General features: G+C 67.5%; 21 protein-coding genes and 1 riboswitch. Of the genes, 12 read left to right on the top strand and 9 right to left on the bottom strand.

What is annotated here, in order from left to right; all coding sequences use genetic code 11:
* Positions 1 to 89: 89 nt before the first annotated feature.
* From ACZK0Z_RS01290 to oleC, 3 genes are all read right to left on the bottom strand, one after another.
* Complete coding sequence (locus ACZK0Z_RS01290; RefSeq protein ID WP_049429804.1) at positions 90 to 245, bottom strand: DUF1328 domain-containing protein; 156 nt, start codon at positions 243 to 245, stop codon at positions 90 to 92.
* Positions 246 to 327: 82 nt separating this feature from the next.
* Positions 328 to 1320, bottom strand: coding sequence for a 2-alkyl-3-oxoalkanoate reductase (gene oleD / locus ACZK0Z_RS01285; protein ID WP_049429805.1), 993 nt, complete (start codon positions 1318 to 1320; stop codon positions 328 to 330).
* Entirely contained in the window at positions 1317 to 2975 is a 1659-nt protein-coding gene (gene oleC / locus ACZK0Z_RS01280) for an olefin beta-lactone synthetase (protein ID WP_049429806.1), read from the bottom strand. Before oleC ends, oleD begins: the two co-directional genes overlap by 4 nt.
* 104 nt (positions 2976 to 3079) lie before the next feature.
* Here oleC and ACZK0Z_RS01275 point away from each other — a divergent pair, with 104 nt between their 5' ends.
* Positions 3080 to 3511 (top strand): YkgJ family cysteine cluster protein, encoded by a 432-nt coding sequence (locus tag ACZK0Z_RS01275; RefSeq protein WP_029380125.1) that lies wholly within the window; start codon positions 3080 to 3082, stop codon positions 3509 to 3511.
* 145 nt (positions 3512 to 3656) lie between these two features.
* Here the strand turns inward: ACZK0Z_RS01275 and ACZK0Z_RS01270 are convergent, their stop codons facing one another.
* The 4 genes from ACZK0Z_RS01270 to ACZK0Z_RS01255 all read right to left on the bottom strand — a co-directional run bounded on the left by ACZK0Z_RS01270 (position 3657) and on the right by ACZK0Z_RS01255 (position 9170).
* The gene (locus ACZK0Z_RS01270) at positions 3657 to 4547 is read right to left on the bottom strand and encodes an alpha/beta fold hydrolase (RefSeq protein ID WP_049429807.1); all 891 of its coding nucleotides are present in this window, start codon (positions 4545 to 4547) and stop codon (positions 3657 to 3659) included.
* Positions 4548 to 4688: 141 nt separating this feature from the next.
* Positions 4689 to 5705: a 3-oxoacyl-ACP synthase III gene (locus ACZK0Z_RS01265; RefSeq protein ID WP_049429808.1), complete on the bottom strand. Its 1017-nt coding sequence runs from the start codon at positions 5703 to 5705 to the stop codon at positions 4689 to 4691.
* A gap of 103 nt (positions 5706 to 5808) precedes the next feature.
* On the bottom strand, positions 5809 to 6126 hold the full coding sequence (locus ACZK0Z_RS01260; RefSeq protein ID WP_005407628.1) for a DUF4156 domain-containing protein: 318 nt from the start codon (positions 6124 to 6126) through the stop codon (positions 5809 to 5811).
* 194 nt (positions 6127 to 6320) lie between these two features.
* Complete coding sequence (locus ACZK0Z_RS01255; protein ID WP_197632155.1) at positions 6321 to 9170, bottom strand: insulinase family protein; 2850 nt, start codon at positions 9168 to 9170, stop codon at positions 6321 to 6323.
* A 416-nt stretch (positions 9171 to 9586) separates the two neighbouring features.
* Here ACZK0Z_RS01255 and ACZK0Z_RS01250 point away from each other — a divergent pair, with 416 nt between their 5' ends.
* Positions 9587 to 10063 carry an XAC0231 family protein gene (locus tag ACZK0Z_RS01250; RefSeq protein WP_005407626.1) on the top strand — a complete coding sequence of 159 codons (477 nt, stop codon included), beginning with the start codon at positions 9587 to 9589 and terminating at the stop codon, positions 10061 to 10063.
* A 69-nt stretch (positions 10064 to 10132) separates the two neighbouring features.
* A complete protein-coding gene (locus ACZK0Z_RS01245; protein ID WP_005407625.1) occupies positions 10133 to 10612 on the top strand; it encodes a tRNA (cytidine(34)-2'-O)-methyltransferase in 480 nt (159 codons plus the stop codon).
* Positions 10613 to 10711: 99 nt separating this feature from the next.
* On the opposite strand, the gene ACZK0Z_RS01240 is transcribed toward ACZK0Z_RS01245, so the two are convergent.
* Positions 10712 to 11875 carry an acyl-CoA dehydrogenase family protein gene (locus ACZK0Z_RS01240; protein ID WP_049429871.1) on the bottom strand — a complete coding sequence of 388 codons (1164 nt, stop codon included), beginning with the start codon at positions 11873 to 11875 and terminating at the stop codon, positions 10712 to 10714.
* 257 nt (positions 11876 to 12132) lie between these two features.
* On the opposite strand from ACZK0Z_RS01240, the gene ACZK0Z_RS01235 reads away from it, so the two are divergent.
* Together ACZK0Z_RS01235 and ACZK0Z_RS01230 are read left to right on the top strand one after the other, a co-directional pair.
* Positions 12133 to 13809, top strand: a complete 1677-nt coding sequence (locus ACZK0Z_RS01235; RefSeq protein ID WP_049429810.1) for an electron transfer flavoprotein-ubiquinone oxidoreductase — start codon at positions 12133 to 12135, stop codon at positions 13807 to 13809.
* 65 nt (positions 13810 to 13874) lie between these two features.
* The gene (locus ACZK0Z_RS01230; RefSeq protein ID WP_049429811.1) at positions 13875 to 14276 is read left to right on the top strand and encodes a c-type cytochrome; all 402 of its coding nucleotides are present in this window, start codon (positions 13875 to 13877) and stop codon (positions 14274 to 14276) included.
* Here ACZK0Z_RS01230 and ACZK0Z_RS01225 read toward each other — a convergent pair.
* Entirely contained in the window at positions 14270 to 17866 is a 3597-nt protein-coding gene (locus ACZK0Z_RS01225; RefSeq protein ID WP_197632156.1) for an ATP-binding protein, read from the bottom strand. The genes ACZK0Z_RS01230 and ACZK0Z_RS01225 overlap by 7 nt on opposite strands.
* 74 nt (positions 17867 to 17940) lie before the next feature.
* On the opposite strand from ACZK0Z_RS01225, the gene ACZK0Z_RS01220 reads away from it, so the two are divergent.
* From ACZK0Z_RS01220 to pnuC, 7 genes are all read left to right on the top strand, one after another.
* Positions 17941 to 18579, top strand: coding sequence for a response regulator (locus ACZK0Z_RS01220; RefSeq protein ID WP_049421098.1), 639 nt, complete (start codon positions 17941 to 17943; stop codon positions 18577 to 18579).
* A gap of 378 nt (positions 18580 to 18957) precedes the next feature.
* Complete coding sequence (locus tag ACZK0Z_RS01215; protein WP_049429813.1) at positions 18958 to 19728, top strand: hypothetical protein; 771 nt, start codon at positions 18958 to 18960, stop codon at positions 19726 to 19728.
* Between the two features lie 111 nt (positions 19729 to 19839).
* Complete coding sequence (locus ACZK0Z_RS01210; protein ID WP_197632157.1) at positions 19840 to 21828, top strand: XVIPCD domain-containing protein; 1989 nt, start codon at positions 19840 to 19842, stop codon at positions 21826 to 21828.
* A gap of 246 nt (positions 21829 to 22074) precedes the next feature.
* Complete coding sequence (locus tag ACZK0Z_RS01205) at positions 22075 to 22482, top strand: glycine zipper 2TM domain-containing protein (protein WP_049429814.1); 408 nt, start codon at positions 22075 to 22077, stop codon at positions 22480 to 22482.
* A 128-nt stretch (positions 22483 to 22610) separates the two neighbouring features.
* Positions 22611 to 23735: a phosphotransferase gene (locus ACZK0Z_RS01200; RefSeq protein ID WP_197632158.1), complete on the top strand. Its 1125-nt coding sequence runs from the start codon at positions 22611 to 22613 to the stop codon at positions 23733 to 23735.
* A 43-nt stretch (positions 23736 to 23778) separates the two neighbouring features.
* A riboswitch (TPP riboswitch) is annotated at positions 23779 to 23874 on the top strand.
* Between the two features lie 70 nt (positions 23875 to 23944).
* Positions 23945 to 26146, top strand: a complete 2202-nt coding sequence (locus ACZK0Z_RS01195; protein WP_197632159.1) for a TonB-dependent siderophore receptor — start codon at positions 23945 to 23947, stop codon at positions 26144 to 26146.
* A gap of 8 nt (positions 26147 to 26154) precedes the next feature.
* Positions 26155 to 26727, top strand: a complete 573-nt coding sequence (pnuC, locus tag ACZK0Z_RS01190; RefSeq protein ID WP_459004569.1) for a nicotinamide riboside transporter PnuC — start codon at positions 26155 to 26157, stop codon at positions 26725 to 26727.
* Positions 26728 to 26801 lie beyond the last annotated feature (74 nt).

The raw sequence follows: 26801 nt of genomic DNA, 5'->3' as shown, positions 1-26801 counted from the left end.
TCGACTCTACAGTGGTGGGTGCCGACCAACGGTCGGCACCCACCGGAAAGAACAGTGCCGGCCAGCGGCCGATCCTGCCCTGCGGTCTGCTATCCGCGCTTGCGGAACATCGAGATCACCGCCAGCACCAGGAAGATCACGAACAGGATCCAGGCGATGTTGCTGGCAGCACCAGCGATGCCGGAGAAGCCGAGCACGGCGGCGATGATGGCGATGACGAAAAATATGACGGCGTAATGCAGCATGGCGCTCCTCGCAGATGTCCGGGCCGTTGGATGGCGTAGGTCCATCCTCCCGATCTGGCGGTGTGCAACCAGTGATGGCGATCTATGCGGCAGATGAAGCCTTCAGCCTGCGCAGCCCTTCCTCGATGCTGACCTGCGGCACGTAGCCGAAGTCGCGGCGCGCCGGTTCCATGCTGTACCAGTGCGGCGTGCACAGCTGCTCGGCCAGGAAGCGGGTCAACGGCGGTTCGCCGCGCAGGCGCAGCAGCGGCCACAGGCGCTCGCAGATGGCGCCAATGCGATAAGCGGTCTTGAAGCTGATCGCCTTGTCCACCGTCGGTGCACCAACAGCGGCCAGCAACTTGTTGACCAGCTCGCGCATCGGCAGCGGTTCGCCGTTGGAAATGAAGTAGGCCTTGCCCGCACACGCGGCACCCGGCGCCAATGCCTCGAAAGCGAGGAAGTGCGCGAGCGCGGCGTTGTCGATGTAGGTGGTATCGACCTTGTTGTTGCCATCGCCCACCAGGCGCAGCCGGCCCTGCCGTGCACGTTCGGCCAGGCGTGGCACCAGCTGCTGGTCACCCGGGCCCCAGATCAGGCGCGGGCGCAGCGCCACCGTGGCCAGCACGGCGTCATTGGCGGCCAGCACGCGCTGTTCGGCAATCGCCTTGGTCGCCGCATACGGGGCCTGGAAGTCCTCGCCGTACGGCACTTCGTCGGCGCCGAGGCCTTCCACCGGGTGGGTGGCACGGTGCGTCACGCTGGGCGTGGAGGTATAGACCAGCCGGCTGATGCCATGCGCACGGCAGGCGGCGATCACATTGTCGGTGCCGACCACGTTGGCCTGGTGGTAGCTGTCATAGCTGCCCCAGGCGCCGGCCTTGGCACCGTTGTGGAATACCGCGTCGACGCCGGCCACCGCGTGCAGCACCGCCTGCGCATCGGCCAGGTCGCCACGGATCTGGCCCACGCCCATCGCCTGCAGTTCCGGGTAATGGCTGCGGTTGAACGCCAGCACCTGGTGGCCACGCTCGACCAGACCGCGGCACAGCGCCTGGCCAAGGAAACCACCACCACCGGTGACCAGGATCTTCATGCGCGCTTCTCCAGTTCGGCGCTGGCCCAGACGGCGAGCTTCTCGCGGCCGATCTTGGCGTTGTGACGGATATCGACGGGGAATGATGGATGCACCAGGAAGTGCTGCAGGCCGGCCTCGGGCACCCGTGCAGCGGCCTGCGCGCGCAGCGCTTCCTGAAGCGCCGGGCTGTCGGACTGGCCGCGCAGCAGTTCCACGCACAGCACCGGCACCTGCGCACCGGCCACGCCGACGCCGACCAGCGCGGTGCGCGCCACGCCTGCGACGGTGTTGAACACCGGCTCGACCTGTTCGGTGTACAGCGGTCCGCGCGCTGTCTCCACGCGCTGCGTCTTGCGTCCGCAGAACCACAGGCGGCCCTGCGCATCGAAGTAACCGACGTCACCCATGCGATGGACCACGCGCGTGCTGCCATCGGCCAGCGTCTCGCGGATCTTCGCTGCCGCCGTCGCCTGCGGGCGGTTGAAGTAACTGTCGGTGGCGGTCGGCCCGGCCACGGTGATCTCGCCCACCTCGCCGGTGGACAACACGCGCGCCTGCGACCAGTCCGGCAGCGGCGCGTCGTCGATGGCGATGATGCGCACTTCATTTGGTTCAACCACATTGCCCACGCAGGTACCGGCACCGGTCTCGGTGGCGGCGCGCGTACGCTCCAGCTCACGGCCTTCGACCACGGCCACCGGCAGGCACTCGGTGGCGCCATACGGCGTCCAGAACTGCGCGTCGGCCGGCAGCAGGCTACGGATGGTGGCGACCACGTCCGGCGGCACCGGCGCACCCGCCGAGGTCACCCGGGTCACCGTCGGCAGCGGCTGACCATGCTTCGCCAGCACCCGCATCAGCGCCGGCGAGCCGAACAGCTGGGTCACCCCGAAACGCTGGATGGCGTCGTGCAGGCGCGCCGGGTCGGCCTGCGCCGGCCGGGTAGGGTCCATGTCCGGGATGACCGAGGTCAGGCCCAGCGCAGGATCGAACAGGGCGAACGGCGGGAAGGTCGGCAGGTCCACCCCGCCCGCTTCCATGCCGAAGGCGCTGCCCAGCAGCTGGATCTGGCCGACGAAGTGGCGATGGCGGTAGACCACGCCCTTGGGCACGCCGGTGGAGCCGCTGGTGAACAGGATCGCGGCCATGTCCTCGCCGTCAGTGGCGGCCAGCATCGGCCCACCGCTGGCACCTGCGCGCTCCAGCGCGGCCAGCGTGGTCCCGCCCCAGCCGAGGCGGCGGCCGACGGTCACCAGGCGGGTCGCCGACGGTGCCCAGCGCAGCACCAGCCGCGCCACATGCGCCAGCGGAATGCCGATGAAGGCCTCTGGCTGCGCCTCGTCCAGGCACTGCTTCAGCGCGCGCTTGTCGATGCCCGGGTCGACCAGCACCGGCACCGCGCCCAGCTTGAACAGGGCAAACATCAGCAGGAAGAACTCTGGCGACGGCCGCACCATCACCACCGTGCGCACCCCACGGCCGATCCCGTAACCGGTCAGGCCAGCGGCCATGGCGTCGCTGCGGGCGTCCAGCTGTCGGTAGTCCAGGGTCACGTCGTAAGCGGCCATGCCGTTGCCGGCGCCACGGCGGCCAGGGCAGCGGATGGCGATCTGGTCGGGCCGTTCACGCGCCAGTTCAGGCAAGCGGGCGGCAATATTGCAGGGTCGGTTCATCCGTTCATTGTCGCCGCTTACGGAATTTCTTGCGCGGCGGCCCACTTCGTGGAAAATCCGCACCCTCGTTCCTGATTCCGACTGCCGCCCGAGGCGGCTTGCCCATGCAACATCCCTGCATGACCTGCGGCGCCTGCTGCACCCAGTACCGCGTGGCCTTCCACTGGATGGAATCGGACGAGGTCACCCCCGGCGGCGTACCGCACCAGCTGACCGAGGTGCTCGACCCGCATCGCCTGTGCATGCGCGGCACCCATTCCAAGCCAGTGCGCTGCGTGGCGCTGGATGCGCAGATCGGCGTGTATTCACGCTGCACCATCCACCCCAACCGGCCCAGCGTGTGCCGCGAGGTGGATGCATCGTGGGAGTACGGCAAGGCCAGCCCGCAGTGCGACAAGGCGCGCATTGCCTACGGCCTGGATCCGTTGACGCTGGCCGACTGGCGCTGGCGCGATGACGCGGACAATGACGACGACCATCCGGACGACAACGGCAACAGCCCGTCTTCGCCGCCGCAGGCGCCGGTCGCCGCGTGACCGGCGGGGTCGGATCCGTTTCCGGCACGGAAACGGCTCTGACCCCATGTACGACAACGCCGGGCATGGCCCGGCGCTACCGAAGGGTTCCGTCTCAGATGGGGTCAGAGCCCTCTCTGCGAGAGGGATCCGACCCCGCATCCGGTTACAGCGGGTTCTTGTCCAGGAACGCGCGGATCTCCGGCACCAGCACCTCGTGCTTGTCTTCCAGCACGTAATGCCCGGCATCCTCGAAGGCATGCACCTGGGCCCGCGGCAGCGCGGCCTGGAAGCCCTTCAGGAAATGATGGTCGAACACGAAGTCGCGCAGGCCCCAGCCGAGGAAGGCCGGGCGGTCGGCGAACGACGGCAGCGCCTTGCCGGCACGCTCCAGCAGCGACCACGCCTTGTCGGCCGGCGACAGCGGGATGTCCTGCATGAAGCGGATGGTGCTGATGCGGTTGGCGTAGCTGTTGTACGGCGACACATAGGCGCGGCGCACATCGGCCGGCATCTTCCGCTCCACGCCCAGCCACGAGGCACCGGACGAGAAGGCGTTGAAGGTGCGGATGATCCACTCGCCGATCTTCCAGTGGCGCCCCAGCGCGATCTGCCACGGCATCTTCTTCGCCGCCGGCATCGGGAAGGCAGCGGTGTTGAGCACCACCAGGCGCTTCACCTGCTCGTGGTGCGACAGCGCCCATCCGAAGCCGATCATGCCGCCCCAGTCGTGCACGGCCAGGGTCACCGGGCCGGTGATGCCCAGGTGCTTGAGCAGCGCATCAAGATCGTCCACGCGCGACTGCAGCGTGTACTCGTAGCGGCTGTCGTCCGGCTTGTCCGACAGGCCCATGCCGATGTGGTCCGGCACGATGCAGCGGTACGTGTCCGACAGGCCTGCCACCAGCGTGCGCCAGTAATAGCTCCACGACGGGTTGCCGTGCACCATCACCACCACCTCGCCGTCGCGCGGGCCTTCGTCGAGATAGTTCATCGACAGGCCGGGGCGGACCTCGAAGCGCTGCGGGTGGGCGGGGTAACCGGGAAGATCGCGCATGCGGAGCACCTTGGAAGAATCGCGGCGCGGTGTAGCGCCGAGCCATGCTCGGCGGCTCTCCGGTCAGGCCGCGGAAGAACCGCGCTGTGCGCGTGAGCCGAGCGTGGGCTCGGCTCTACAGGGAGTCAGGCAGCGGGCTGCTTACCAGACCACTTCAGCCATCGAACAGTTCAGGCCCGAGCCGATGCCCAGAAGCGCGATGCGATCGCCCTTCTTCAGCTTGCCCAGCTGCTTGAGCTTGCTCAGCACGATCGGCACCGAGGCCGGGCCGATGTTGCCGTGCTCGCCGAAGATGGTCATGACCTTCTTCGGGTCGATGCCGAAGTTCTTGATGAACGCGGCGGTGTGCGGCTGGCTGACCTGGTGGATCACGAACTGGTCCAGCTCTTCCACGGCCCAGCCCAGGGCGATCTTGGCGGCGCTGAAGGTCTTCTGCGCCAGCTTGATGCCTTCGATCAGCAACAGGCGGGTGTCGGTGACCATGCGGTCCAGGTTGCCCAGGCACAGCTGGTTCCACTCGGTGGCCGAACGGGTCACGCCGCCCTTGTAGCGCGGCGCGTCCGGCACCAGCTCCGAGCGCGCCATCACCATCGCCGCGGCACCCGAACCGGTGGTCAGCGCGGCCAGTTCGTTGCGGAAGTCGTCGGCGGTGACGTCCGGGGCGGTCATGCGCTCCAGGGTCTTCTCGTACACCAGGTTGGCGGTCTCACCGTCCACCACCAACGCGTAGTCGATATCACCGCGCTCGATCATGCGCGCGGCGATATCCATGCCGTTGATGAAGGCCAGGCAGGCATTGGCGACGTCGAAGGTCATGCACTCGTCGCTGACGCCGAGGTTGCCCGACACGATGGAAGCGGTGGACGGTTCCAGGTAGTCGCGGCTGACCGAGGTATTGACCAGCAGGCCGACCTGCGTCGCATTGATGCCTGCGTCTTCCAGCGCCTTGCGGCCCGCCATGGTGGCAGCGTCGGACGCCAGCACGCCGTTATCCCACAGGCGGCGGGCGTGGATGCCGGCGATGTCGCCGAGCACGTCGGTGCGGATACCCAGGCGGTCCAACGTCGGCTGCAGCCGCTCGTTGATTTCCTTGGTCGTCAGCGTGTGCGGCGCGTCGACGTGTGCCAGGCCGGCGATCGAGACATTCTTGAAGAGCATCGAGGTTAGCGCCAAGGCTCAGGCAAAAGGGGGCGCTATTCTATAACCCCCGGGGCCTTCACCGCATCTTTACGAATTCAGCCTTGCCCGTATGGTGAAGCGTTCAGCGCGGCGGGCACTGGAACGCAGCAAAGCGCTGGCTGCCATCGGCGGGGGCCGCGGCGGCCTGCACGGCATTGGCGCCGGCACTCGGAGCCTCGTTGCGGGCCAGGGTTTCCAGCTCTTCCTGCACGCGCAGCGGGTTGCGGTTGTAGAAACCGACCTTGCTCTTCACGGTCACCACCACCTCGCCCTTGGCAATGCAGCCGGCCGGAACCGGGCCTGCCGGCAGCACGCGGGTCGCCTTGCCGGCCGGTTCGATCGGCACCCAGGTACAGGCGGTGACGGTGAGCAGCAGGGAGGAAAGCAGCAGAACGCGCATGGGCAGATCCTGGAAGGGTATGGGGGGATTCTGCCTGAACAGCCTGAATCGGGGGTAGCCGGGGCGGAGCCCAGGTAGCGCCGGGCCATGCCCGGCGAGCGCACAGCTCGGCATGGCTGGCCGCTGGAAGGCCGCCGGGCATGGCCCGGCGCTACCACGGGAGACCTGCCCGCCGTGGCGGGCAGGCACGTCCCTTATTTCTTGACCGGGTTGCCTTCGGCATCGATCACGGTCACCTCGCCCAGGTTCAGCGCGCGCACGGCCGCTTCGGTCTGCTTGAGGTCACCCACCACCACCCAGGTCAGCGCCTGCGGCTTGATCTCGGCGGCGGCCTGCTGCACCTGCGCCGGGGTCATCGCTTCGATCTCGGCCTCGCGACGCAGCACGTAATCGTCCGGGCGCTTGAATTGCACGATCGAGCCGATGGTCGATGCCACCGCGCTGGCGGTCTCGTAAGCACCCGGCAGGCTCAGGGTCTGGATGTTGCGGATGCGGTTCACCTCGTCGGCGGTGGCCGGCTTGCTGCCATCGGCAAACGCGGCGATTTCCTTGCGCATTTCCGCCATCGCCGGCCCGGTCTTGTCGATCTGCACCGGCGCGCTGGCCATCCACGGACGCTGGCCCACCGAGTTGACCGCGCTGCTGCGTGCACCGTACGACCAGTGCTTGTCTTCACGCAGGTTCATGTTCAGGCGCGAGGTGAAGTCGCCGCCGATCACGCCGTTGGCGATGTCGAAGCGGGTCGAGCTGGCAGCGCTGGAGGGCGCCACCACCTGGCCGGCGAACAGGTTGGCCTGCACCGCGCCCGGCTGATCGATCAGGAACACGCGCGGACCCTTCGGCAGCGCGACGTCGGTGGCCGCCTTCACCTGCGGAGCGTCGCCACTGGCCTTCCAGTCGCCCAGCTGCTTGTCCAGCAGCGGCACGATCTCGGCCAGGGTGGTGTCACCGACCACGATCAGGGTGCCGTTCTGCGGGCGCAGCCAGTCATGGTGGAAGTCGACCAGGTCTTCGCGGGTCAGGCCGTTGATCGCCGCTTCGTCACCGCTGCCGGTGAACGGAATGGCATACGGGTGGCCCTTGCCGTACAGCAGCGGCGGCAGCACGCGCATCGCCACCGCACCCGGGTTGACCTTCTCCTGCTGGATGCCGGCGATCCAGCTCGCCTTGACCCGGTCGATCTCGCCCTGTTCGAAGCGCGGCTCGCGCAGCAGGTCGCGGTACAGCGCCAGCGACGGCGCCAGGTTTTCCTTCAGCGCCGACAGGTCCACGCTCATCGAATCCAGGCCGGCCGAGGCGTCCAGGCTCGCGCCCAGCGCGTCGGCGGCATCGGCAAAGGCCAACGAACCGAGCTTGCCCGCACCCTCGGTCATCAGGCTCATGGTGAAGTTGGCGGTGCCCGGCTTGCGGCCCTGGTCGGCACTGAAGCCGCCCGGGAACTGGTAGCTGAACTGCACCACCGGAATCTCATGGCGCTCGGCCAGGATCACCTGCGTGCCGTTCTTCAGCGTGGCGCGCTGCAGCGCCGGGAACTTCAGCTGCGGGAACTCGCGGGTCTGCGGTACGCCGGCCTTGCGGTCGACCTGCTCCGGCAGGGTGCTGTACTTCGGGTCCACTGCAGGCACATTGAACGGCTTCGGCGCCTGGCTCGGGTCTTCCTTCAGTGCCACACGTTCACCCGGTGCGATCACCAGGGTGTGGCTGCCCTTGTCCAGCCACTGCGCGCCGAGCCGGCTCAGATCAGCGGCACTGGCCTTCTCGATGTTGGCCAGCGAGGTGCGGAAGCAGCCCGGGTCGCCGGTGAACACCGCGCACTCGGCCAGTGCGTCGGCCTTGCCGCCGAAACCACCGATGCGCTCAATGCCGCGGATGAAACCGGCGCGGGCACCGGTCTTGGCGCGCTCCAGCTCGGCCGCGGTCGGGCCCTGCTTGATCAGCCGGTCCAGTTCCTCGTCGATGATCTTCTCGACCTTGGCCGGGTCCTGGCCCTGCTTGACCGTCGCCATGATCACGAAGTTCGAACCCAGCTGCGAGGTCGACAGGCCCGACGCGATGCTGTCCACCAGCTTGTCCTGGTGCTGCAGGCGCTGGCTCAGGCGCGAGGACTTGGCACCGCCCAGCACCTGCGCGAACAGCTGCAGCTGATCGACCTCGGTGGTGCCGACCTGCGGCACGTTCCAGGCGCGGTAGATGCGCGCCTGCGGCACCTTGTCGGTCATCGTCTCGCGGGTATCGGCAGTGCGCTTGGCCACGTTCACCGCCGGCTGCGCCATGGTCGGGCCGGCCGGAATGCTGCCGAAGTACTTGCCGACCTTTTCCTTGGCGGTGGCCAGGTCGATGTCACCGGCCAGCACCAGCACCGCATTGTTCGGGCCGTACCAGGTGCGGAACCAGGTTTTCACGTCATCCAGCGACGCGGCGTTCAGATCGTTCATCGAACCGATCACGCCGTGGTGGTACGGGTGGCCCACCGGGTACATCGCCTTGTTGAGCTGGTCCCAGGCCTGCCCGTAGGGCTGGTTTTCGCCCTGGCGCTTCTCGTTCTGCACCACGCCGCGCTGCTCGTCCAGCGCCGCCTGGTCGATCGCGCCGACCAGGTGGCCCATGCGGTCCGATTCCATCCACAGCGCCATGTCCAGCGCGGTGGTCGGCACGTTCTCGAAGTAATTGGTGCGGTCGGTATTGGTGGTGCCGTTCTGGTTGGTGGCACCCACCTGCTTGAACGGCTCGAAGAATTCGCCGCTGTGGTTTTCGCTGCCCTGGAACATCAGGTGTTCGAACAGGTGCGCGAAGCCGGTGCGGCCGGCCGGTTCGTCCTTGCTGCCGACGTGATACCAGACGTTGACCGCGACGATCGGCGCCTTGCGATCGGTATGCACGATCACGCGCAGGCCGTTGGGCAGGGTGAACTGCTCATACGGGATATCGACCCTGGCCGGTGCGGCCGGCTTTGCCGCCAACGCATGGGAAGGCACAAGCGTGCCCAGGGCGGTGCTGAGGGCGACGGCCAGCAGCGCAGCGCGCGGGCGAAGGGCGAGAGACATATCCGGATCCTTGGTCACATAGGTGAACCCCGATCCTAGCGTGCGCACGCAATGGCAGGAATCGGTCGCCAGTCACTGGGGGTGTTTGCCCCGGTTCGCCATCCGGGCAGCCGTCCCAGGCCGGCGTGGGAAGTCACATGCGCCCGCAGCAGGCGTCCGGACAGTGTCCGCGGTGCATCGAATGGACAGGTGTCCGCCCACCGGACACCTTTCTATCCAAAAAAAACCCTTGTAAATCAACAACTAAAAGTTGGCACGAGGATTGCTTGGTAGTTCCTGCGCCAGGAAGGGCTTCAGACAAAAGCTGACTGAAGACTGAACAAATGCGGGAAATCGAAAATTTTCCTTGCAAGCCCAGAATTGGTGTACTACCTTACTACCACACCACCGATCACCAACACTAAACAGGCCCCGTCATGAACGCCAAGACCATTGCCATCGCCATCGCCCTGATCGCCGGCACCGCGGTTGTTTCGTCGGTGCAGGCCTCCGAATCCATCAAGACCCTGTCTACCGTGCAGGTCCGCCCGGCCGCCGACCAGCTGGCCCAGCAGGCCTGGGAACAGGCCAGCGGCATCCCGACCCTGGCCACCGTGGAAGTGCGCCCGAGCGCCGACCAGCTGGCCGAGCGCAGCGGCTACGTCGCCGCCCCGGTCGCCGCCGCGATGCCGATCACCACCCTGGCCTCGGTGGAAGTGCGCCCGAGCCTGGAACAGCGCGTCGCCCTGGCCGCCGAACTGGAAGCCCAGCGCTACGCCGCCACCCTGGCCGCCGCCGCCACCAGCGTCGCCAACCAGGTGATCGTCAACCTGCCGGCCCTGCAGGTGCGTCCGAGCGCTGCCGACCTGCAGGCCCTGGCAACCGAAACCGCCCAGGTCCTGCTGCGCCCGTAAGCGGTGCCGCCCTGCCTCGCGCAGGGCGTGCGCCGTAAAGGCGGCGGCCGTCGCAGGTACACTGCGCCGATGAATGCCGCGCCCCAGTTCCACGTGATCCTGTTCCAACCGGAAATCCCGCCCAACACGGGCAACGTGATCCGGCTCTGTGCCAACACCGGCGCGCAGCTGCACCTGGTCGAGCCACTCGGCTTCGCACTGGAAGACAAGCAGCTCAAGCGCGCCGGCCTGGACTACCACGAGTATTCGCGCCTGCAGGTGCACCCCGACCTGGACACAGCGCTGGCGCGAATCGCACCGAAGCGGTTGTTCGCCCTGAGTACGCGTGCCAGCGTCCGCTATGACAGCGTGGCGTTCGAAGACGGTGATGCGTTCCTGTTCGGCCCGGAAAGCCGCGGCCTGCCGCAGGACGTGCTCGATGCCCTGCCTGATGGCCGCCGCCTGCGCCTGCCGATGCGGCCGGACAACCGCAGCCTCAATCTATCCAATACCGTTGCCGTGGTGATGTACGAGGCCTGGCGCCAGCACGGGTTTGCCGGCGGGGCGTGAAAGAAAGCAGCCGAGCATGGGCTCGGCTCTACACGTACGCTCCTTTAGAGCCGAGCCCGCGCTCGGCTCCCCCGTATCGCGTCCGGAAACCGGATAGCGTCAAAACGCGTTGATGCCGGTCAACTCACGCCCGATCACCAGCTGGTGCACGGTCTCGGTGCCTTCATAGGTGATCACCGATTCCAGGTTCAGCGCATGCCGGATCGCCACGTGTTCGGTGGTGATGCCGGCCCCGCCCAGCAGGTCGCGGCACTCGCGGGCGATATCAATGGCCATGCGGCAGTTGTTCCACTTGGCCAGGCTGACCTGCTGCGGCTGCAGCTGGCCAGCTTCCTTCAGGCGGCCCAGCTGCAGTGCCAGCAGCTGCGCGGTGGTGATGCGGCGGGCCATCTCGGCCAGCTTGATCTGCGCGCTCTGCGTGGCCGCCAATGGGCGGCCGAACAGCACGCGCTCCTTGGCGTAGCCCAGCGCCTCATCCAGGCAGGCGATGGCGGCACCGATCGGGCCCCAGCTGATGCCGTAACGGGCCTGGGTCAGGCAGCCCAGCGGGCCCTTCAGGCCTTTTACGTTCGGCAGGCGGTGGCTGTCGGGCACGCGCACGTCGTCGAAGAACAGCGCGCCGGTCAGCGACGCGCGCAGGCTCATCTTGTGCTTGATTTCCTGCGTGGTGAAACCGGCCATGCCTTTTTCCAGCACGAAGCCCTGGATGCCGTCCTCGGTCTGTGCCCAGACGATGGCCAGGTCGGCCACCGGGCCGCTGGTGATCCACATCTTGCTGCCGCTGATGCGCCAGTCGCTGCCGTCGCGCACCGCGCGGGTCTTCATGCTGGCCGGGTCGGAACCGCCGTGCGCCTCGGTCAGGCCGAAACAGCCGATCAGTTCGCCGCGGGCCATCGCCGGCAGCCATTGCAGGCGCTGTTCTTCGCTGCCGTAGGCGTAGATCGGGTACATGCACAGCGAGCTCTGCACCGACACGAAGCTGCGCAGGCCCGAGTCACCGCGCTCCAGTTCCTGGCAGATCAGGCCGTAGCTGACCGCACCGAGGCCACCGCCGCCGTACTCGGCCGGCAGGGTCGCACCGAGCAGGCCCAACGAGGCGATCTCCGGCACCAGTTCGTCGGGGAAACGTGCCTGGTCAAAGGCATCGCCGATGATCGGCAGCACCCGCTCGTTGGTGAAGCGGGCGACGCTCTCCTGTACGGCGCGCTCTTCCTCGTTGAGCAGGGAACGGACATCGAACAGATCGTACGGATGCAAAGCCATGGCACTCACACGCAGTCAGGACCCGGCCATTGTCGGTCATCCGGGCAGAGCGTGCCGACCAAGGTCGGCATCCACCAGAGCTGCGGCCCTACGCTGCATTGCAGCAATCCGGGTGTGAACATCGGCGATCTAGCTGGATCCGGCGCGTCCCGGTACCCTGACACATTCAAACAACCGTTTCGCCCGTGGCCGCACGCGCGATTCCCAGGCACCGCCGGTGGCCCCGATGCCGGCCCTACCCACGAGTCATGCAATCGATGAGCGCTGAAGCCAACGCCCTGCCCCCGCGTGAAGTAATGGAATTCGACGTGGTGATCGTCGGTGCCGGCCCCGCCGGCCTGGCCACCGCGATCCGCCTGCGCCAGCGCGCGATCGAAGCCGGCCGCGAGCTGTCGGTGTGCGTGCTGGAAAAGGGATCCGAACCAGGCGCTCACGTGCTGTCCGGTGCGGTGATGGACCCGCGCGCGCTGACCGAACTGTTCCCGGACTGGGCCGAGCGCGGCGCACCGCTGAAGCAGAAGGTCACCCGCGACGAATTCCTGTTCCTCAGCGAAACCGGTTCGCGCGGCACGCCCAACGCGCTGCTGCCGGAGTGCTTCCACAACGAAGGCAACTACATCATCAGCCTGGGCGAAGTGACGCGCTGGCTGGCGCAGCAGGCCGAGGCGCTGGAAGTGGCCATCTTCCCGGGCTTCGCCGCCGCCGAAGTGCTCTATGGCGACAACGGTGAAGTGATCGGCGTGGCCACCGGCGACATGGGCATCGAGAAGGACGGCAGCATCGGCCCGGCGTTCGAGCGCGGCATGGCCCTGCAGGCGAAGTACACGATCTTCGCCGAAGGCGCGCGCGGCCACCTGGGCCGCCAGCTGATCGCACGCTACAAACTGGACGAAGGCAAGGACCCGCAGGCCTACGGCATCGGCATCAAGGAACTGTGGCAGATCGACCCGGCCAAGCATGAGCCGGGCCTGGTGGTGCATGCCGCCGGCTGGCCGCTGGACAGCGACACCTACGGCGGCGCGTTCCTGTACCACGCCGACGGCGGCAAGGTCGCCATCGGCTACGTGGTCGGCCTGGACTACAAAAACCCGTGGCTGAGCCCGTTCGAGGAATTCCAGCGCTTCAAGACCCACCCGGACATCCGCAAGCACCTGGAAGGCGGCACCCGCATCGGCTACGGCGCACGCGCGATCACCGCCGGTGGCCTGCTGTCGTTGCCGAAGACGGTGTTCCCGGGTGGCGCACTGGTCGGCTGCGAGGCCGGCTACCTCAACGCCAGCCGCATCAAGGGCAGCCACGCGGCGATCAAGACCGGCATGCTGTGCGCCGACGCCGCGTTCGACGCGCTGGCTGCTGACCGCCAGCACGATGAACTGAGCGCCTATCCGAAGGCGTTCGAAGCCAGCTGGCTGTTCACCGAACTGCAGCAGGCCAAGAACTTCAAGCAGTGGTTCAAGAAGGGCCAGACCGTGGCCACGCTGATGACCGGCGTGGAGCAGTGGCTGCTGCCCAAGCTGGGCGTGCGCAACCCGCCGTGGACCCTGCACCGTACCCAGCCGGACCACGCCTGCCTGGAACCTGCGTCCAAGCACACCCGCATCGCCTACCCCAAGCCCGATGGCGTGCTGACCTTCGATCGCCTCAGTTCGGTGTTCCTGAGCAGCACCAACCACGACGAGAACCAGCCCAGCCATCTGACGCTGAAGGATCCGAGCATTCCGGTGAAGGTGAACCTGGCCGAGTACGCCGGCCCGGAAGCGCGCTACTGCCCGGCCGGCGTGTACGAGTTCGTTGGCGAAGCCGACAACGCGCGGCTGCAGATCAACGCGCAGAACTGCGTGCACTGCAAGACCTGCGACATCAAGGACCCCACCCAGAACATCGTGTGGGTGACCCCGCAGGGCGGCGGCGGCCCGAACTACTCGGGCATGTGATCGCCACGGGCTGCGACCGAGCGTCGCAGTCCATCGCTTGCCGCGCACCGCTATCCTGCCCGCCCATGCGTGCATCACTCCCGCTCATCGCTGTTGCCGTGGCCCTGGTCGCCACGGCCTGCCAGCGCCCGCCTGCAGCGCCCCCCACGCCGGAACAGGCGCACCAGCAGGCCATGCAACGCGCGTTCGAGTTGTGTGCCGGCTGCCACACCGTGCAGCCTGGCGGCATCCACCGCTTCGGCCCGAACCTGCACGGCGTGATCGGCCGTCGCGCCGGCAGCCTGCCCGACTACGGCTATTCCGACGGCATGCGCCGCGCCGACATCACCTGGTCCGCACAGACCCTGGATGCGTTCCTGCAGTCACCCACCCATGTTGTACCGGGCACACGCATGTACAACGCCTTCCCCAGCGCCGAACGCCGTGCGCTTGTGATCGCCTACCTGCAGCAGCAGTCGGCTCAGTGAGCCAGCCGCTGCAACTGCTGTTGCAGCCGCGCCACGAATGCCGCCACCGCGGCGAACAACGGCACCGGATCGGTCTCGGCCGCGTCCTGCAGGCGCTCGACCAGTGCATTGGCCTGCCCGGCCAGTGCCGTCGCCCCCACCGCACCCAATCCACCCGCCTGACGATGCAGGTGCAGCGCGGCAGCCTCACGGTCGCCGGCCTCCAGCGCGCGCTGCACAGCGGCCAGGTCACCTTCACTGGCCTGCAGCAGGCTGTCGCGCAACTGCTCGGCCACGGCCTGTGAACCGAAGCGCTGTCGCAGCGTGGCCAGGTCAGGCAGCATCACGCCGTCGGTGGCGGACTCCAGCACCGCCTCCTCGAACCGTTGACCCTGCGCCTGCGGCAACCAGCGCAACAGGGCCGCGCGCAGCGTCGCCAATGACAATGGCTTGGCCAGCACCTCATCCATGCCGGCTTCACGGCAACGACGCGCATCGTCGTCCAGCACGCTGGCGGTCAGCGCCAGCACGGCCAGCCGGGGTTGCCCGGTGCGTCCCTCGCGCTCGCGCAGAAGCCGGGTGAAGGCGAAACCATCCAGTACCGGCATACGGCAATCGGTAATGACCAGATCAAAGTGCTCCGATGCCAGGCGATCCAGCCCCTGCTGGCCATCACCGACCAGCACGTGCGGCACGCCCAGCTGCTGCAGCCGCCAGGCCATCATCGCCTGGTTGGTCGGATGATCCTCGATCACCAGCACGCGCGCCTGGCGCAGAGCCGACGGCAGCAGGGCAGCCTGTTCCTGTTCGGCAGCCAGCGCTTCAGCATCGGCAATGCCCGCTTCCACCAGCGATAGCCGTACCTCGGCGCAGGTACCTTCGCCGAGGGTACTGTGCAGCTCCAGCTCGCCCTCCATCATCTGCACCAGGCGATGGCAGATGCTCAGACCGAGGCCGGTACCACCATGGTCGCGCTGGATGTAGGCGCCGGCCTGGGTGAACGGCGCGAACAGGTGCTGCACCTGTTCGGGCGCGATGCCCATGCCGGTGTCGGTGACGCTCAGGCGGAGCGGTTGGCGGCCATCTTCGGAGGTCGGGCCCATCACCTCCACCTGCAGCCGCACTTCGCCGCTCGGGGTGAACTTGATGGCATTGCTGAGAAGATTGAACACGATCTGGCGCAGACGAACGCCATCCACTTCATGGGCCGCTGCCAATTGCGGATCGATCTGTACCTGCAACGCCAGGCCGCGCGCGCTGGCCTGTGCGGAGAGCAGGCGGCACACGCTTTCCAGCAACGGCCTCAGCGGTTGTGGTACCGGCTCCAGCCGCAATGCGTTGGCCTCCAGCCGCGAGTAGTCGAGGATGTCGTCAAGGATCTGCCGGAGCATCTGTGCCGAGTCCTCGATCACGCCAAGGATGCGCTTCTGCTCTGCATCCAGCGGTGAGTGCGCCAGCACTTCCAGCATGCCCAGCACGCCACTCATCGGCGTGCGGATCTCATGGCTCATGGTGGCAAGGAAACGGGATTTCGCCTCGGCCGCCTGCTCGGCCTCGGCCTTGGCTGCGGTCAGGGCATCGGCCTGCGCACGGGCCTCGCTGGCATCCACCCAGTAGCCACTCCAGGTCACCACTCCGGCCTCGGCGGCATAGGGTTGCGCCTGGGTACGCACCCAGCGCGGGCCTGCGCCGTCGCCACGCAGGCGGAATTCCAGCACGAGCGGTGCGAACTGGTGCGCGGCCTGTTCGACGGCCTGCAGGATGCGCGCGCGATCGTCCTCTTCAACACGTTCCAGCAGCATCCTGGCGTCCTGCTCGGCCTGCTGCCGGGTGATCCCGAACAGGGCCTGCAGGTCGCCGGCAATGAACGGGAAGCTGAGCGTGCCATCAACCTCGCGACGGGCCTGGTAGACCACGGCAGGCAGGTTGTCGGTCACTTCGGCCAGACGCTGCTCCAGCTGGCGCCGCCCGGCCACTTCACGGCGCAGGCGCCAGTAGCCGATGCCATGGACCAGCAGCGCGGTCAGCAGCACCAGCAGCAGTGGTACGCCCCAGCGCAGCGCACCGCTCCAGTTGATGCCGTTGCGGTACTCGACCGCCAACCAGTCACCGCGCAGCGCCTCGCGCTCGCGTGGAGTCATCTGCATCAACAGCCGGTCGAAGGTTGTGGCCAGGGCGGCATGGCGGCGCTCCACCGCCAGCACCAGCTGGTCGTTGAAGCCCGCCGGCGCAGCCACCTGCAGGCGGCCCGGGAAGCGGTCGCGCAGCAGATGATCAACCACGGCCAGATTGCCGACGTAGGCGTCGGCCTCGCCATCGATAAGTCGCTGCAGCGCCTGCTCCGCACTGCGCGCGGCGATGATCCTGGCCTGTGGCGCCTGCTGCAGCACGTAGCCACGCACGCGCTCGGGATCGGAAAGCAGCACGCGCTTGCCCTGCAGGTCCGACAGGCCCAGCAACGCCGCCCCGTCGTGGCGGCTGACGATCACGTTGGGCACGCTGATGAAGGGCTGGCTGAACACCCACTCCGGGCCCAGGTAGCGCGAATCGGCCGGAATGCCCATCACGGCCTGCACCTCGCCACGGCGCGCCTTCTCGCGTACCTCGAACCAGTCATGGCTGTTCTGCGGCTGCAGATTGGCACCGGCCTGCGTCAGCCGCTGCAGGTATTCGCTGGCCAGGCCACTGGGCCTGCCCTTCTCATCGGCGAACGACAGCGGCGCAGCGTTCGGTGCAAAACCGACCTTCAACGGCGTCTCCAGCACCCGCTGCTCGGCCTGGCTCAGGGCCAGCTGTGCCGAGGCCGACCACTGCGGCGGCGGCAGCCAGCGCCGCGCCAACGCGTCGCGCTGGGCCTGGCTGGTCGCGGCCAGGGCGACGTCCAGCGCTTCGGCCAACGGCTGCTTGCCGTTGGGAACCCCGAAATGCAGCCGCTCGGGAGGCAGATCACTGGGCCTCAGCAGCACCACGCCCTGCAGACGCTCACGCGCGATCAGCTCGTTGGCGACATAGGCGTTGCCGATATAGACGTCAGCTTTGTCGTCTCTGACCATCAGCAATGCCGCAAGCGAGCTGTTTGCGACAAGCTGCCGCGCGCGCGGGAAACGCGCGCGCACCTGCGGACCGGTCAGGAAATCCTGTTCGATCACCACCCGCAGGCCATCCAGATCGGGGGTATCGGAAGCGCGCAGATCGCCCGGTCGCCCCACCAGGGCCAGCGGCGACTCGCCATAGGCCGCGGTGTAGACCATGCAGCGGGTACGGTCGGCGCTCAGAGCGACGTTCATGACCACATCGATCTCGCCACGGCACGCCGCATCCAGCACGGATGTCCAATCGGGGTAACGACGGGCTTCGACCTTCACACCCAGATGATGGGCAAGAAGCGACAGATAATCCGGCCCCAGGCCAACCTGCTGGCCATCACGGAGGGACTCGAACGGTGGCCAGCCGCTGTCATACTGGCCCACGACGATGCTTGGATGGGCGGCGAGGTACTCGCGCTGCATGGAGCTGAGCGGCAACAGCCCAGGCACCGCCTGTGCCAGCGCCACGGGCAGCACCAGCACGGCCAGCAGCAGGACCAGCCCGCGAACAGCCCAGCTACGCATCGGCGTCGATCTCCTAGAATCCTGACAGGGCCGCGATGGTCGCGGTCCGGCTTGCCCGGTGGCCATACTAGAGCATGAGCTTGCGCATCATCATCGCAGACGACCACCCGGTGGTCCGTATCGGTACCCGCGCCGTCATCGAGTCGAGCGGGGTCGGCCGCGTGGTCGGCGAGGCCGACAGCGCGCAGGCGCTGATGGCCCTGCTCGGAAGCCAACCCTGCGACCTGCTGGTGACCGACTACTCCATGCCGGGCAGCCCACAGGCAGACGGCTTCGCCATGATCGGCATGATCCGCCGCCGCTACCCCGACCTGCCGGTGCTGATGCTCAGCGTCTCCAACAACTTGGCGATCCTGCGCATGGTGCTCGACAGCGGTGTGCTCGGTCTGGTCGACAAGAGCTCGTCGATGGACGAACTGCCGCAGGCCATCCAAGCGGTCTACCGGGGCCAGCCCTACATCAGCCGCAGCCTGCGTGAGCGGGTCGAGGCTGCGGGCAGCTGGCGCATGCGCGAGGGTGATGGCAAGCCCCTGTCACCGCGCGAAGTGGAAGTGCTGCGGCTGCTCGGCACCGGCATGACGGTGAAGGAAATCTCGCTGCAGCTGCACAAGAGCGTCAGCACCATCAGCCGGCAGAAGGGCGACGCCATGCTCAAGCTGGGCCTGAAGGGCGACGCCGAACTGTTCGACTACCTGCGCGACGGCAAGATCTGAGAACCAGATCACACTGTAGGGGCCTCTGTCACCGCCCTCTTTGACCGGCCGCCATTCTGTGCCAAGATGATCCGGCATGGGTTTTCAATGCGAGGTCGAAGGAATCGACCGGCTCATGTCCTCGCTCCCGTCCCTGGTGGATGGGGTGCGGTTTCCTGCCGGCCGTCTGGCCCGGCAACGCTGACCATGGAGAGGCGCATGCATCCCCCCCCCGAGCTACGTTGGACCCTGCCGTTGCGGCCCCTGCGCGCATTCGCGGCGTGCCTGCTCGTCTCTCTTTCCGCTGCCGCCTGCAGCGCCGCCGATCCGGCCCCCTCGTCCTCCCAGCCTGGTGCCCCCGTGCAGGCTGCCGATGCGCCCCGACAGGATGTTGCCCCGATGCAGAACACCTCTCCCGACACCGCCGTCACCCCGCCCGACGCGCCGACCGTGATGTACTTCACCTACCAGGTGGACGGTGATGGCGCGACCTCCTACGAGGTACAGAACGGCAGCGTGGCGACCTTCTGGTTCGGCCACACTTTCACCCTCGACGGCACCACGTATTACACGGGTTTCTCCTGGGATACCCGCGAGCACTACGGCAAGCCGGGCGAGCAGTCACCGGCCGGCCCGGATGACCGCGCCAACCTCGCCGAGGCCACCTTCGTGCTGGCCGGCAGCGATGCGAACAAGCCCTGGAAGTTCCGTGGCCAGGAATGGACCATCGGCGCACTGGGCGCCTACGACAAGGCCGACGACGTCGATACACGGCGCAAGCCGCTTGAACACCGCACCGCCGACGGCCGCCTGCTGCTGGCGGTGCCAACCAGCAGCTTCGACCGTGGCATCAGCAGCACCGGCTACGCGCTGCTGCTGTTCAACCCCAAGCGCAGCGAAGACGACGTGGACAGCAAGGTCTGGCGCTATGTCGGCTCGGTGCGCACCGGCGAGGACAACAGTGCCGCCTGCGACGAGGGCAACGTGATGCCCTGCACCGACAGCGATGGCGAGCTGGCGTTCGCTGCCGACGGCAATGGCCTGCCGCGACTGACCGTGACCTTCAAGGGCACCACCATCGACGCCCCGGGCAAGACCCGTGCGCTGGCTGCCGGCGACGCCGTGCACTACACCTTCGACAGCGCGACCCAGCAGTACGTCGCGCCCTGATTGCCACCCGCACACGCGGGTTACCTGTTGACCGACATGTTCTTGACTCATGGATGAGTCCGGTTGGCGATTCGCGGCACGCGCCGCTCCATCAACCCCGAGGAAGACGTCATGGCACAGCATGACTACAGCAGAAAGGAAGTCCTGGACATCGTCGAGCAGGTCGCCCGGCACAAGGGCATTCCCGTCGATGATTTCATGCGCTTTGCGCACATCGAGACCGGCGGCACGTTCAACGAGCGCGCCCACAACACCTCGTCCGGCGCCAAGGGCCTGTTCCAGTTCGTGCCCGGCTCCGCGCGCCAGTATCACCTGACCGGCCACGAGTTCGACCCGACCCGCAACACCGAAGCGGCCGCACAGATGTACCAGGACAACCTGGACTCGATGGCACGCCGCAACGAACGCACTGGCCACCCGTACCTGTCCGGTGGCAGTACGCCGACCGGGCTGGACCTGTACCTGGCCCACCAGCAGGGCAGCGCCGGCTATGGCTCGGTGCAGACCGCAATCGCCACCGGAACCTTCGGCGTGGTGCGCAACGGCCATGGTGAAGAGATCAACATGCGCCGCAACGTGCTCAACCAGATCGGCTCCGATGCCAAAGCGCTCACCGGCCACACCCTGGCCGAGATGCGCGGCATGAACGATGGCGACTTGGCGCGCACCTTCTCCAGCTACTACATCCACAAGTACGCGGCGATCAGCATTCCGGAAAAGAACATCGCGCCGCAGACGGTGGCGTCGGGCCAGGGCCAGGCCCAGACCCCGGCAGCGGCCAGCGCCGCCGTGGCGGCCGGTGCTGCCACGCTGGCGGCGACCGCAACGGCTGCTGCCGCGCCGAAGCCGGGCATCGAACTGCAGGCCGCCTACGACGCAGGCCTGAAGTACGACCACGTCAAGTACGCCATCAACATCCCGGGTCACGCGCTGTACGTGCCGGGCAAGACCGGCAAGAACGTGGAGCAGGGTTACATCGACTGTTCCGGTTGGGTCGGCACGCTGCAGAACCGCACCATGGACGAGATCAACCAGAAGGCCGGGCATGCGGTGTTCAGCAAGGCCGATCGCATCGACCTGGGCAACCTGGGCTCCGGCGGCATCGTGCGCAAGGCATTCGACCAGTCCGGCGTGCTGCTTGACCGCGACGCGATCCTGAAGCCCGATGCGCTGAAGGAAGGCATGATCATCGGCCTGGATACGGCCAGGACCCGTCACGAGCATTGGAACGGCATCGACCACATCGTGATGGTGGTGCGCGACCCCAACACCGACAAGCTGCTGATCAGCCAGTCCACCGGCAGCAAGGGCGTGCACACCATGCCGGTGGAGGACTACCTCAAGCAGGTGAAGGAGCACCCGAACTGGAAGCTGTACGCCTCCGATCCGCTGTCCAAGGCGCGCGACCTGCTGGAAAACCGCACCCAGTCGCATGAGCAGACCCAGGGCAAGCCTGCCGCCGAGCACAAGGCCGCTGCCACGCCGCACGCCGAACTGTACAAGCAGGGCGCGCACAGCGAGGGCGTGCGCAAGGTGCAGGAGCAGCTGGGCCACCTCGGCTACGTCGGTGCCGACGGCAAGCCGCTGGTCGAGGATGGCCGCTTCGGCCGCAACACCGACGCGGCGGTGCGCCAGCTGCAGAAGGACAACGGCCTGGTGGCCGACGGCATTGTCGGGGTGAAGACGCTGGAGGCCATCAAGGAAGCCCGCGAACGGCCGTTGCTGAACGACGAGCGGCACCCGCGCAATCCATTGTTCATCCAGGCCAGCAAGGGTCTGGAACTGATGCCGGCAGGCACCTTCAAGGATCGCCATGCGCTGGAAAGCGCCGCTGCGGCCCTGACCAAGGAGGCGCATGCCGCCGGCCTGCAGCGCATCGACACGGTGGTGCCGAGCCCGAACGGTGAGCGCCTGTTTGCCGTGCAGGGCACGATCGGTGACCCCGCCGCCAGCCGCGTGGCGGTGGATACCCGTGCCGCCAGCGAGCAGAGCCTGGCGCTCAGCAGCGGTGCCGTGCAGGGCGCGCCGAACGTGCTGCACCAGCAGCAGGATGCCCAGCAGGAGCAGGCCCGGCAGGCACAGAAGGCGATGGGCGTCTAAGCCCGCAGCGCCTTGGGAGAGAAGGGAGGGCCACGTCCGCGTGGCCCTTTCCCTTTCTGCCAGCTGAGCGGCCGCAGCCGCTTTCAGCCTTGCTTCATGCCGCCTGCCGCTAGATGAATGCGCAAGCCGACCGGTGGACCAGGCAATGTTCCGGCAATGTTGGAACGCCAGCGTGGACACCACGGCAGCCGGGGCGCCCCGCGCCCTCCCTGCCCAGCGTGGCATGCACCTCACAGGAGAACGAACATGCTCAGTACTTCCACACTCAGCTTCCGTGGTCTGGCGATGGCGCTGGCACTGGTTGCCGGTGTCGCCGTGGTCAGCGATGCCAGCGCGATGTCGAGGAAGGACAAGCGCACCCTGGTCGGCGCCGTGGTCGGTGGCGTGGCCGGCAACCTGCTCTCCAACGGCGATCCTGCGGCCACCGTCGGTGGTGCCGTGGCCGGCGGCGCGATCGGCAACCTGACCACCTCCGACCGCCGCGACCGTCGCTATTACGACAATCGCTATTACGACAACCGCTACGACCGCCGCTACGATCGTGGCTATTACCGCAGCGGCTATTACGACCGTGGTGACGACCATCGCTGGCAGCGCGAGCGCTACTACGACAACCGCTACTACCACGACCGCGGCCGCCATCGCGGCTGGTAAGCGGCGCGGCGGCATCATCGCAGGTGATGCACGGACGGGCGGGTCGATGACCCGCCCGTTTGCGTTGGCCGTGGTCATGGCGTTGAATGCGCAGCCTTGGATGTGATTTTTCCCACTCGGGCTGCGGCATGACGTCTTCCTCCCACCGCGTGCAGGGCCTCAACAACGACGAGGTCGCTGCCGACTGGCCACCCATCAGCGCCGCGGACATCGCGTGGCTGGGTGCGCGCTACCCGCAGCTGGGCGAGCACAGCCAGGCCCGCTGGCACAGCCCGCGACCACTGTCGGCCGCCGCCATCGTCGACGGCGTGGACGGCGCGGTGTTCGTCAAGCGCCATCACCACAGCGTGCGCAGCGCGGCCTGCCTGGAAGAAGAACATCGCTTCATCGCCCGTCTCGCCGCAGGGGGCGTACCGGTGGTGCAGGTGCTGGCGGCGACCGATGGCCGCACGGCCGTTGAACACGGCGAATGGACCTTTGAACTGCATGCCGTCGGCGTGGGCGAAGACGTCTACCGCGACGCCGTGTCGTGGTCGCTGCTGACCGATGTCGCGCAGGCACGCGAGGCGGGCCGCATGCTGGCCACGCTGCACCGCGCCGCCGCCCGCTACCACGCGCCCCAACGCAGTACCCACCTGCTGGTCGCGCGCGACGATCTGATCCGCGCCGACGATCCGATCGCGGCAATCAAGTCAGGGCTGCACGAACGCCCCGGCCTGGCACGTTACCTCACACGCATCCCATGGGAGGCGCAGCTGCAGCGCGACGTGCTGCCGTGGCACGCCGGCCTGGCCGCGCGCCTGCGCGACGAGCCGCGGCTGTGGGCGCACAACGACTGGCATGTGTCCAACCTGCTGTGGCGCGACGGGCAGGTCAGCACCGTGCTGGATTTCGGCCTGGCCTCGCCCACCAGCGCGCTGTTCGACCTCGCCACCGCGATCGAGCGCAACGCGGTGGCGTGGCTGGAACTCGAGCGCGGCATGGAGGCGATGCGCATCGATATCGCGCTGGCCCTGCTCGACGGCTACCGCCAGGTACTGCCGCTGTCTGCGGCACGCGTGCACCTGCTGGCCGACCTGCTGCCGATGGTCCATTTCGACTTCGCACTGTCCGAAGTGGAGTACTTCGAAGGCATCACCGGCTCCACCGCGAACGCGGACGTGGCGTGGCAGCCCTTCATGCTGGGGCACCCGGCATGGTTCCACAGCGCGCCGGGACAGGCACTGCTGCAGGCCCTGCACGCGGCAGCCTGAAGGGCGCCGGCTCGCAAATCCGTACCATTTGTAGTGAAATGGCCACCTGAAGCGGGGGTGCCTGGATCTGCCAGGCTGAGAGAGTCCCTTGGAACCTGATCCGGTTTGCACCGGCGTAGGGAGCTTTGAGCCGCAGCCACACCCCCGTCATGGGCCGGTGCACCTGCGCGCCGTCGCTTCGTCTCCCTTGTTGTCCGAAGACGAACCGAATGAACAGCTGCCTGCGCCCCACCCTGCTTTCCCTCGCCCTCTGCGCCGCGCTGCCATTGCACGCCAGCGAGGCCGATGCGTCCCCCGATGCGTCCCCCGATGCGGCTGCCACCGGCGCCGAACGCTCGCCGACCGAACTGGCAGCGGTGCGCGTGCAGGCCGGCAGACCGAAGACCGATACTTCGCGCGTGAATGCCTTCGGTGGCGGCAGCTGGAAGGACACGCCGGCGTCGGTGAACGTGCTTGAGCGCGACTACCTCGATCGCCGCCAGGTGCGTTCGCTGTCCGAGCTGGCCAGCAACGATGCCTCGCTGGGTGATGCGTATGCGCCGGTGGGTTACTACCAGAACGTCGCCATCCGTGGCTTCGCACTGGACCCCGCCACCGGCTACCGCTTCAACGGACTGTCCATCGCCGGCGAACAGCGCCTGGCGCTGGAGAACGTGCAGTCGGTGGAGATCCTCAAGGGTGAAGCCGGCCTGGCCGCAGGCGTGATGGCGCCCGGCGGCATCATCAACTACATCGGCAAGCGCCCGGCCGAAGTGCGCACCGCCACGCTCGGTACCGATTCGGAAGGCTCGCGCTACGTCGCCGTCGATGTCGGCCACTGGATCACCCCGCGTTTCGGTCTTCGCCTGAATGCCGCCTGGGACTCCAGCAATTCCTATGTCGAGCACGCCGATGGCCGTCGCAACTTCTACTCGCTGGCGGCCGACTGGCTGATCGGCGAGCGCGGCAAGCTGGAAGTGGATGCCAACTACCAGACCAGCTCGCAGCGTTCGGTGTCCGGCTACCAGCTGCTGGGCGCACGCGACCTGCCGCGCGGCGTCGACCGCGAGCACCTGCTCGGCTACCAGCCGTGGCAGCGCCCGGTGGATATCGCCAGCACCAACATCACCGCCCTGCACACCTACGATTTCAACGAGGCCTGGCAGTCGCGCGTCTCGGTCGGCCACAGCCGCTCGGTGATCGACGACAACGTCGCCTTCGCCTACGGCTGCTACTACGCCGTGCAATGCGCCGATGGCAGCGTGCCAGGCAACTACTTCGCACCCAACGGCGACTACGACATCTACGACTACCGCAGCCCGGACGACACCCGACGCAACCAGCAGGCCCGTGCCGAGCTGCGCGGTCGCTTCGAGACCGGCAGCGTCGGCCACCAGCTGACCGTCGGCGCCGACTACTTCCGCCGCACCGTGGACAAGCGCCCCAGCGTCAACGAGTACGTCGGCACCAGCAACATCCACGAAACGCCGGTGCCAGTGTTCGAGCCGTCGCCGAAGATGCCAGGCCCGTCCGCACGCCGCCTGGACAGCCGCCAGACCGCGTTCTTCGCGCTGGACCGGATGAGCTTCGGTGATGACTGGCAGTGGCTGGCCGGTGGCCGCTTCGTGCGCCTGGACGAGCGCGCCTACGACAAGCGCGGCACCCCGCAGCGCCACAGCCGCCTGTCGCGCTTCCTGCCACAGACCGCCGTGGTATGGAAGGCCACCGACCAGCTCAACGCCTACGCCAGCTACGTGCGTGGCATTTCGTTGGGCCAGGAAGCGCCGTTCTGGACCAGCAATGCCGACACCTTCCTGCCGTCGGTGCAGTCGCGGCAGCTGGAAGTGGGCGTGAAGTACGTGCCGGTCGAGGCGCTGACCCTGGGCGCGGCGGTGTTCCGAATTTCGCAGCCGTACCAGTACGCCAAGCCCGACAACAGCGACGTGGGCTACACCTTCATCGAGGAAGGCACCCAGGCCCACACCGGCCTGGAGCTGACCGCCAACGGCCAGCTGACGGACGCATTGCAGATCGTGGCCAGTGCAAGCCTGCTGCAGGCGCGTGCTCGCGATACCGGCACGCCCACCTATGAAGGCCATCAGCTGGTGAACGTACCGAAGGTTCGGGCCAGTGTGCACCTGGCCTATGCGCTGCCCTTCGTGCAGGGTCTGGACGTGACCGGTGGCTGGCGCTATGCCGGTGCCAACGTGGCCCGCGCCGACGGCGGCGTGCGTGCACCGGACTACTCGGTGTTCGATGCCGGCCTGCGTTTCCAGCATCGCCTGCACGACCGTGCAGTAACCTGGAACCTGTCGGTGGACAACGTGTTCAACCGCTTCTACTGGCGTGATACCGGCAGCAGCGGCGGTGACTACTACCTGTTCCCCGGCGCGCCTCGACAGGCCCGCCTGTCGGTGACGTTCGCGCTGTGAGCGGCGTGATGCTCGAGTGGACCGCCGCCCTTTGCAGCATCCTCGGTGTCTGGCTGATGTCCCGGCGCCGGCTGGCGGCGTGGCCGGTGGGCCTGCTGTCGGTGACGCTGTACGGGCTGGTGTTCGCCGAGGCCAAGCTGTACTCGGACACCCTGCTGCAGGTCGCCTTCGGTGGCTTCCTGGTCTACGGCTGGCTCAACTGGCGGCAGCATGCCGTCGATGAGGGCAGCATCCGCATCGTGCCGCTGGCGCGCGGCAAGCTGCTGCGCGACCTGGCCATCGGCCTGTGTGGTGGCGTGGCGCTGGGAGCCGGCATGCACACCTTCACCGACGCCGCGCTGCCGTGGCTGGACGCGATGCTGACCGCACTGAGCCTGGTTGGCCAGTGGTGGCAGGCGCGACGCCACGTGGCCTGCTGGTGGGTGTGGATCGGGGTGGACGTGGTCTACGTGGGCGCGTACCTGTTCAAGTCGCTGCACGTGACTGCCGCGCTGTACGTGTTCTTCCTGGGCCTGGCCGTGTTCGGCCTGCGTGCATGGAGCGCGGCCGCACGCGAACCGCAGGTGGCGCCGGTTCGTTGATGCGGATGGCCGGGCTGGGCACCGGTAGTCGCCAACCTTGGTTGGCGCGTGCGTGCCGACCAAGGTCGGCATCT

Source organism: Stenotrophomonas sp. 116085_Sma (genome assembly GCF_056479585.1).
This window is presented reverse-complemented; position numbering and strand designations above follow the sequence as displayed.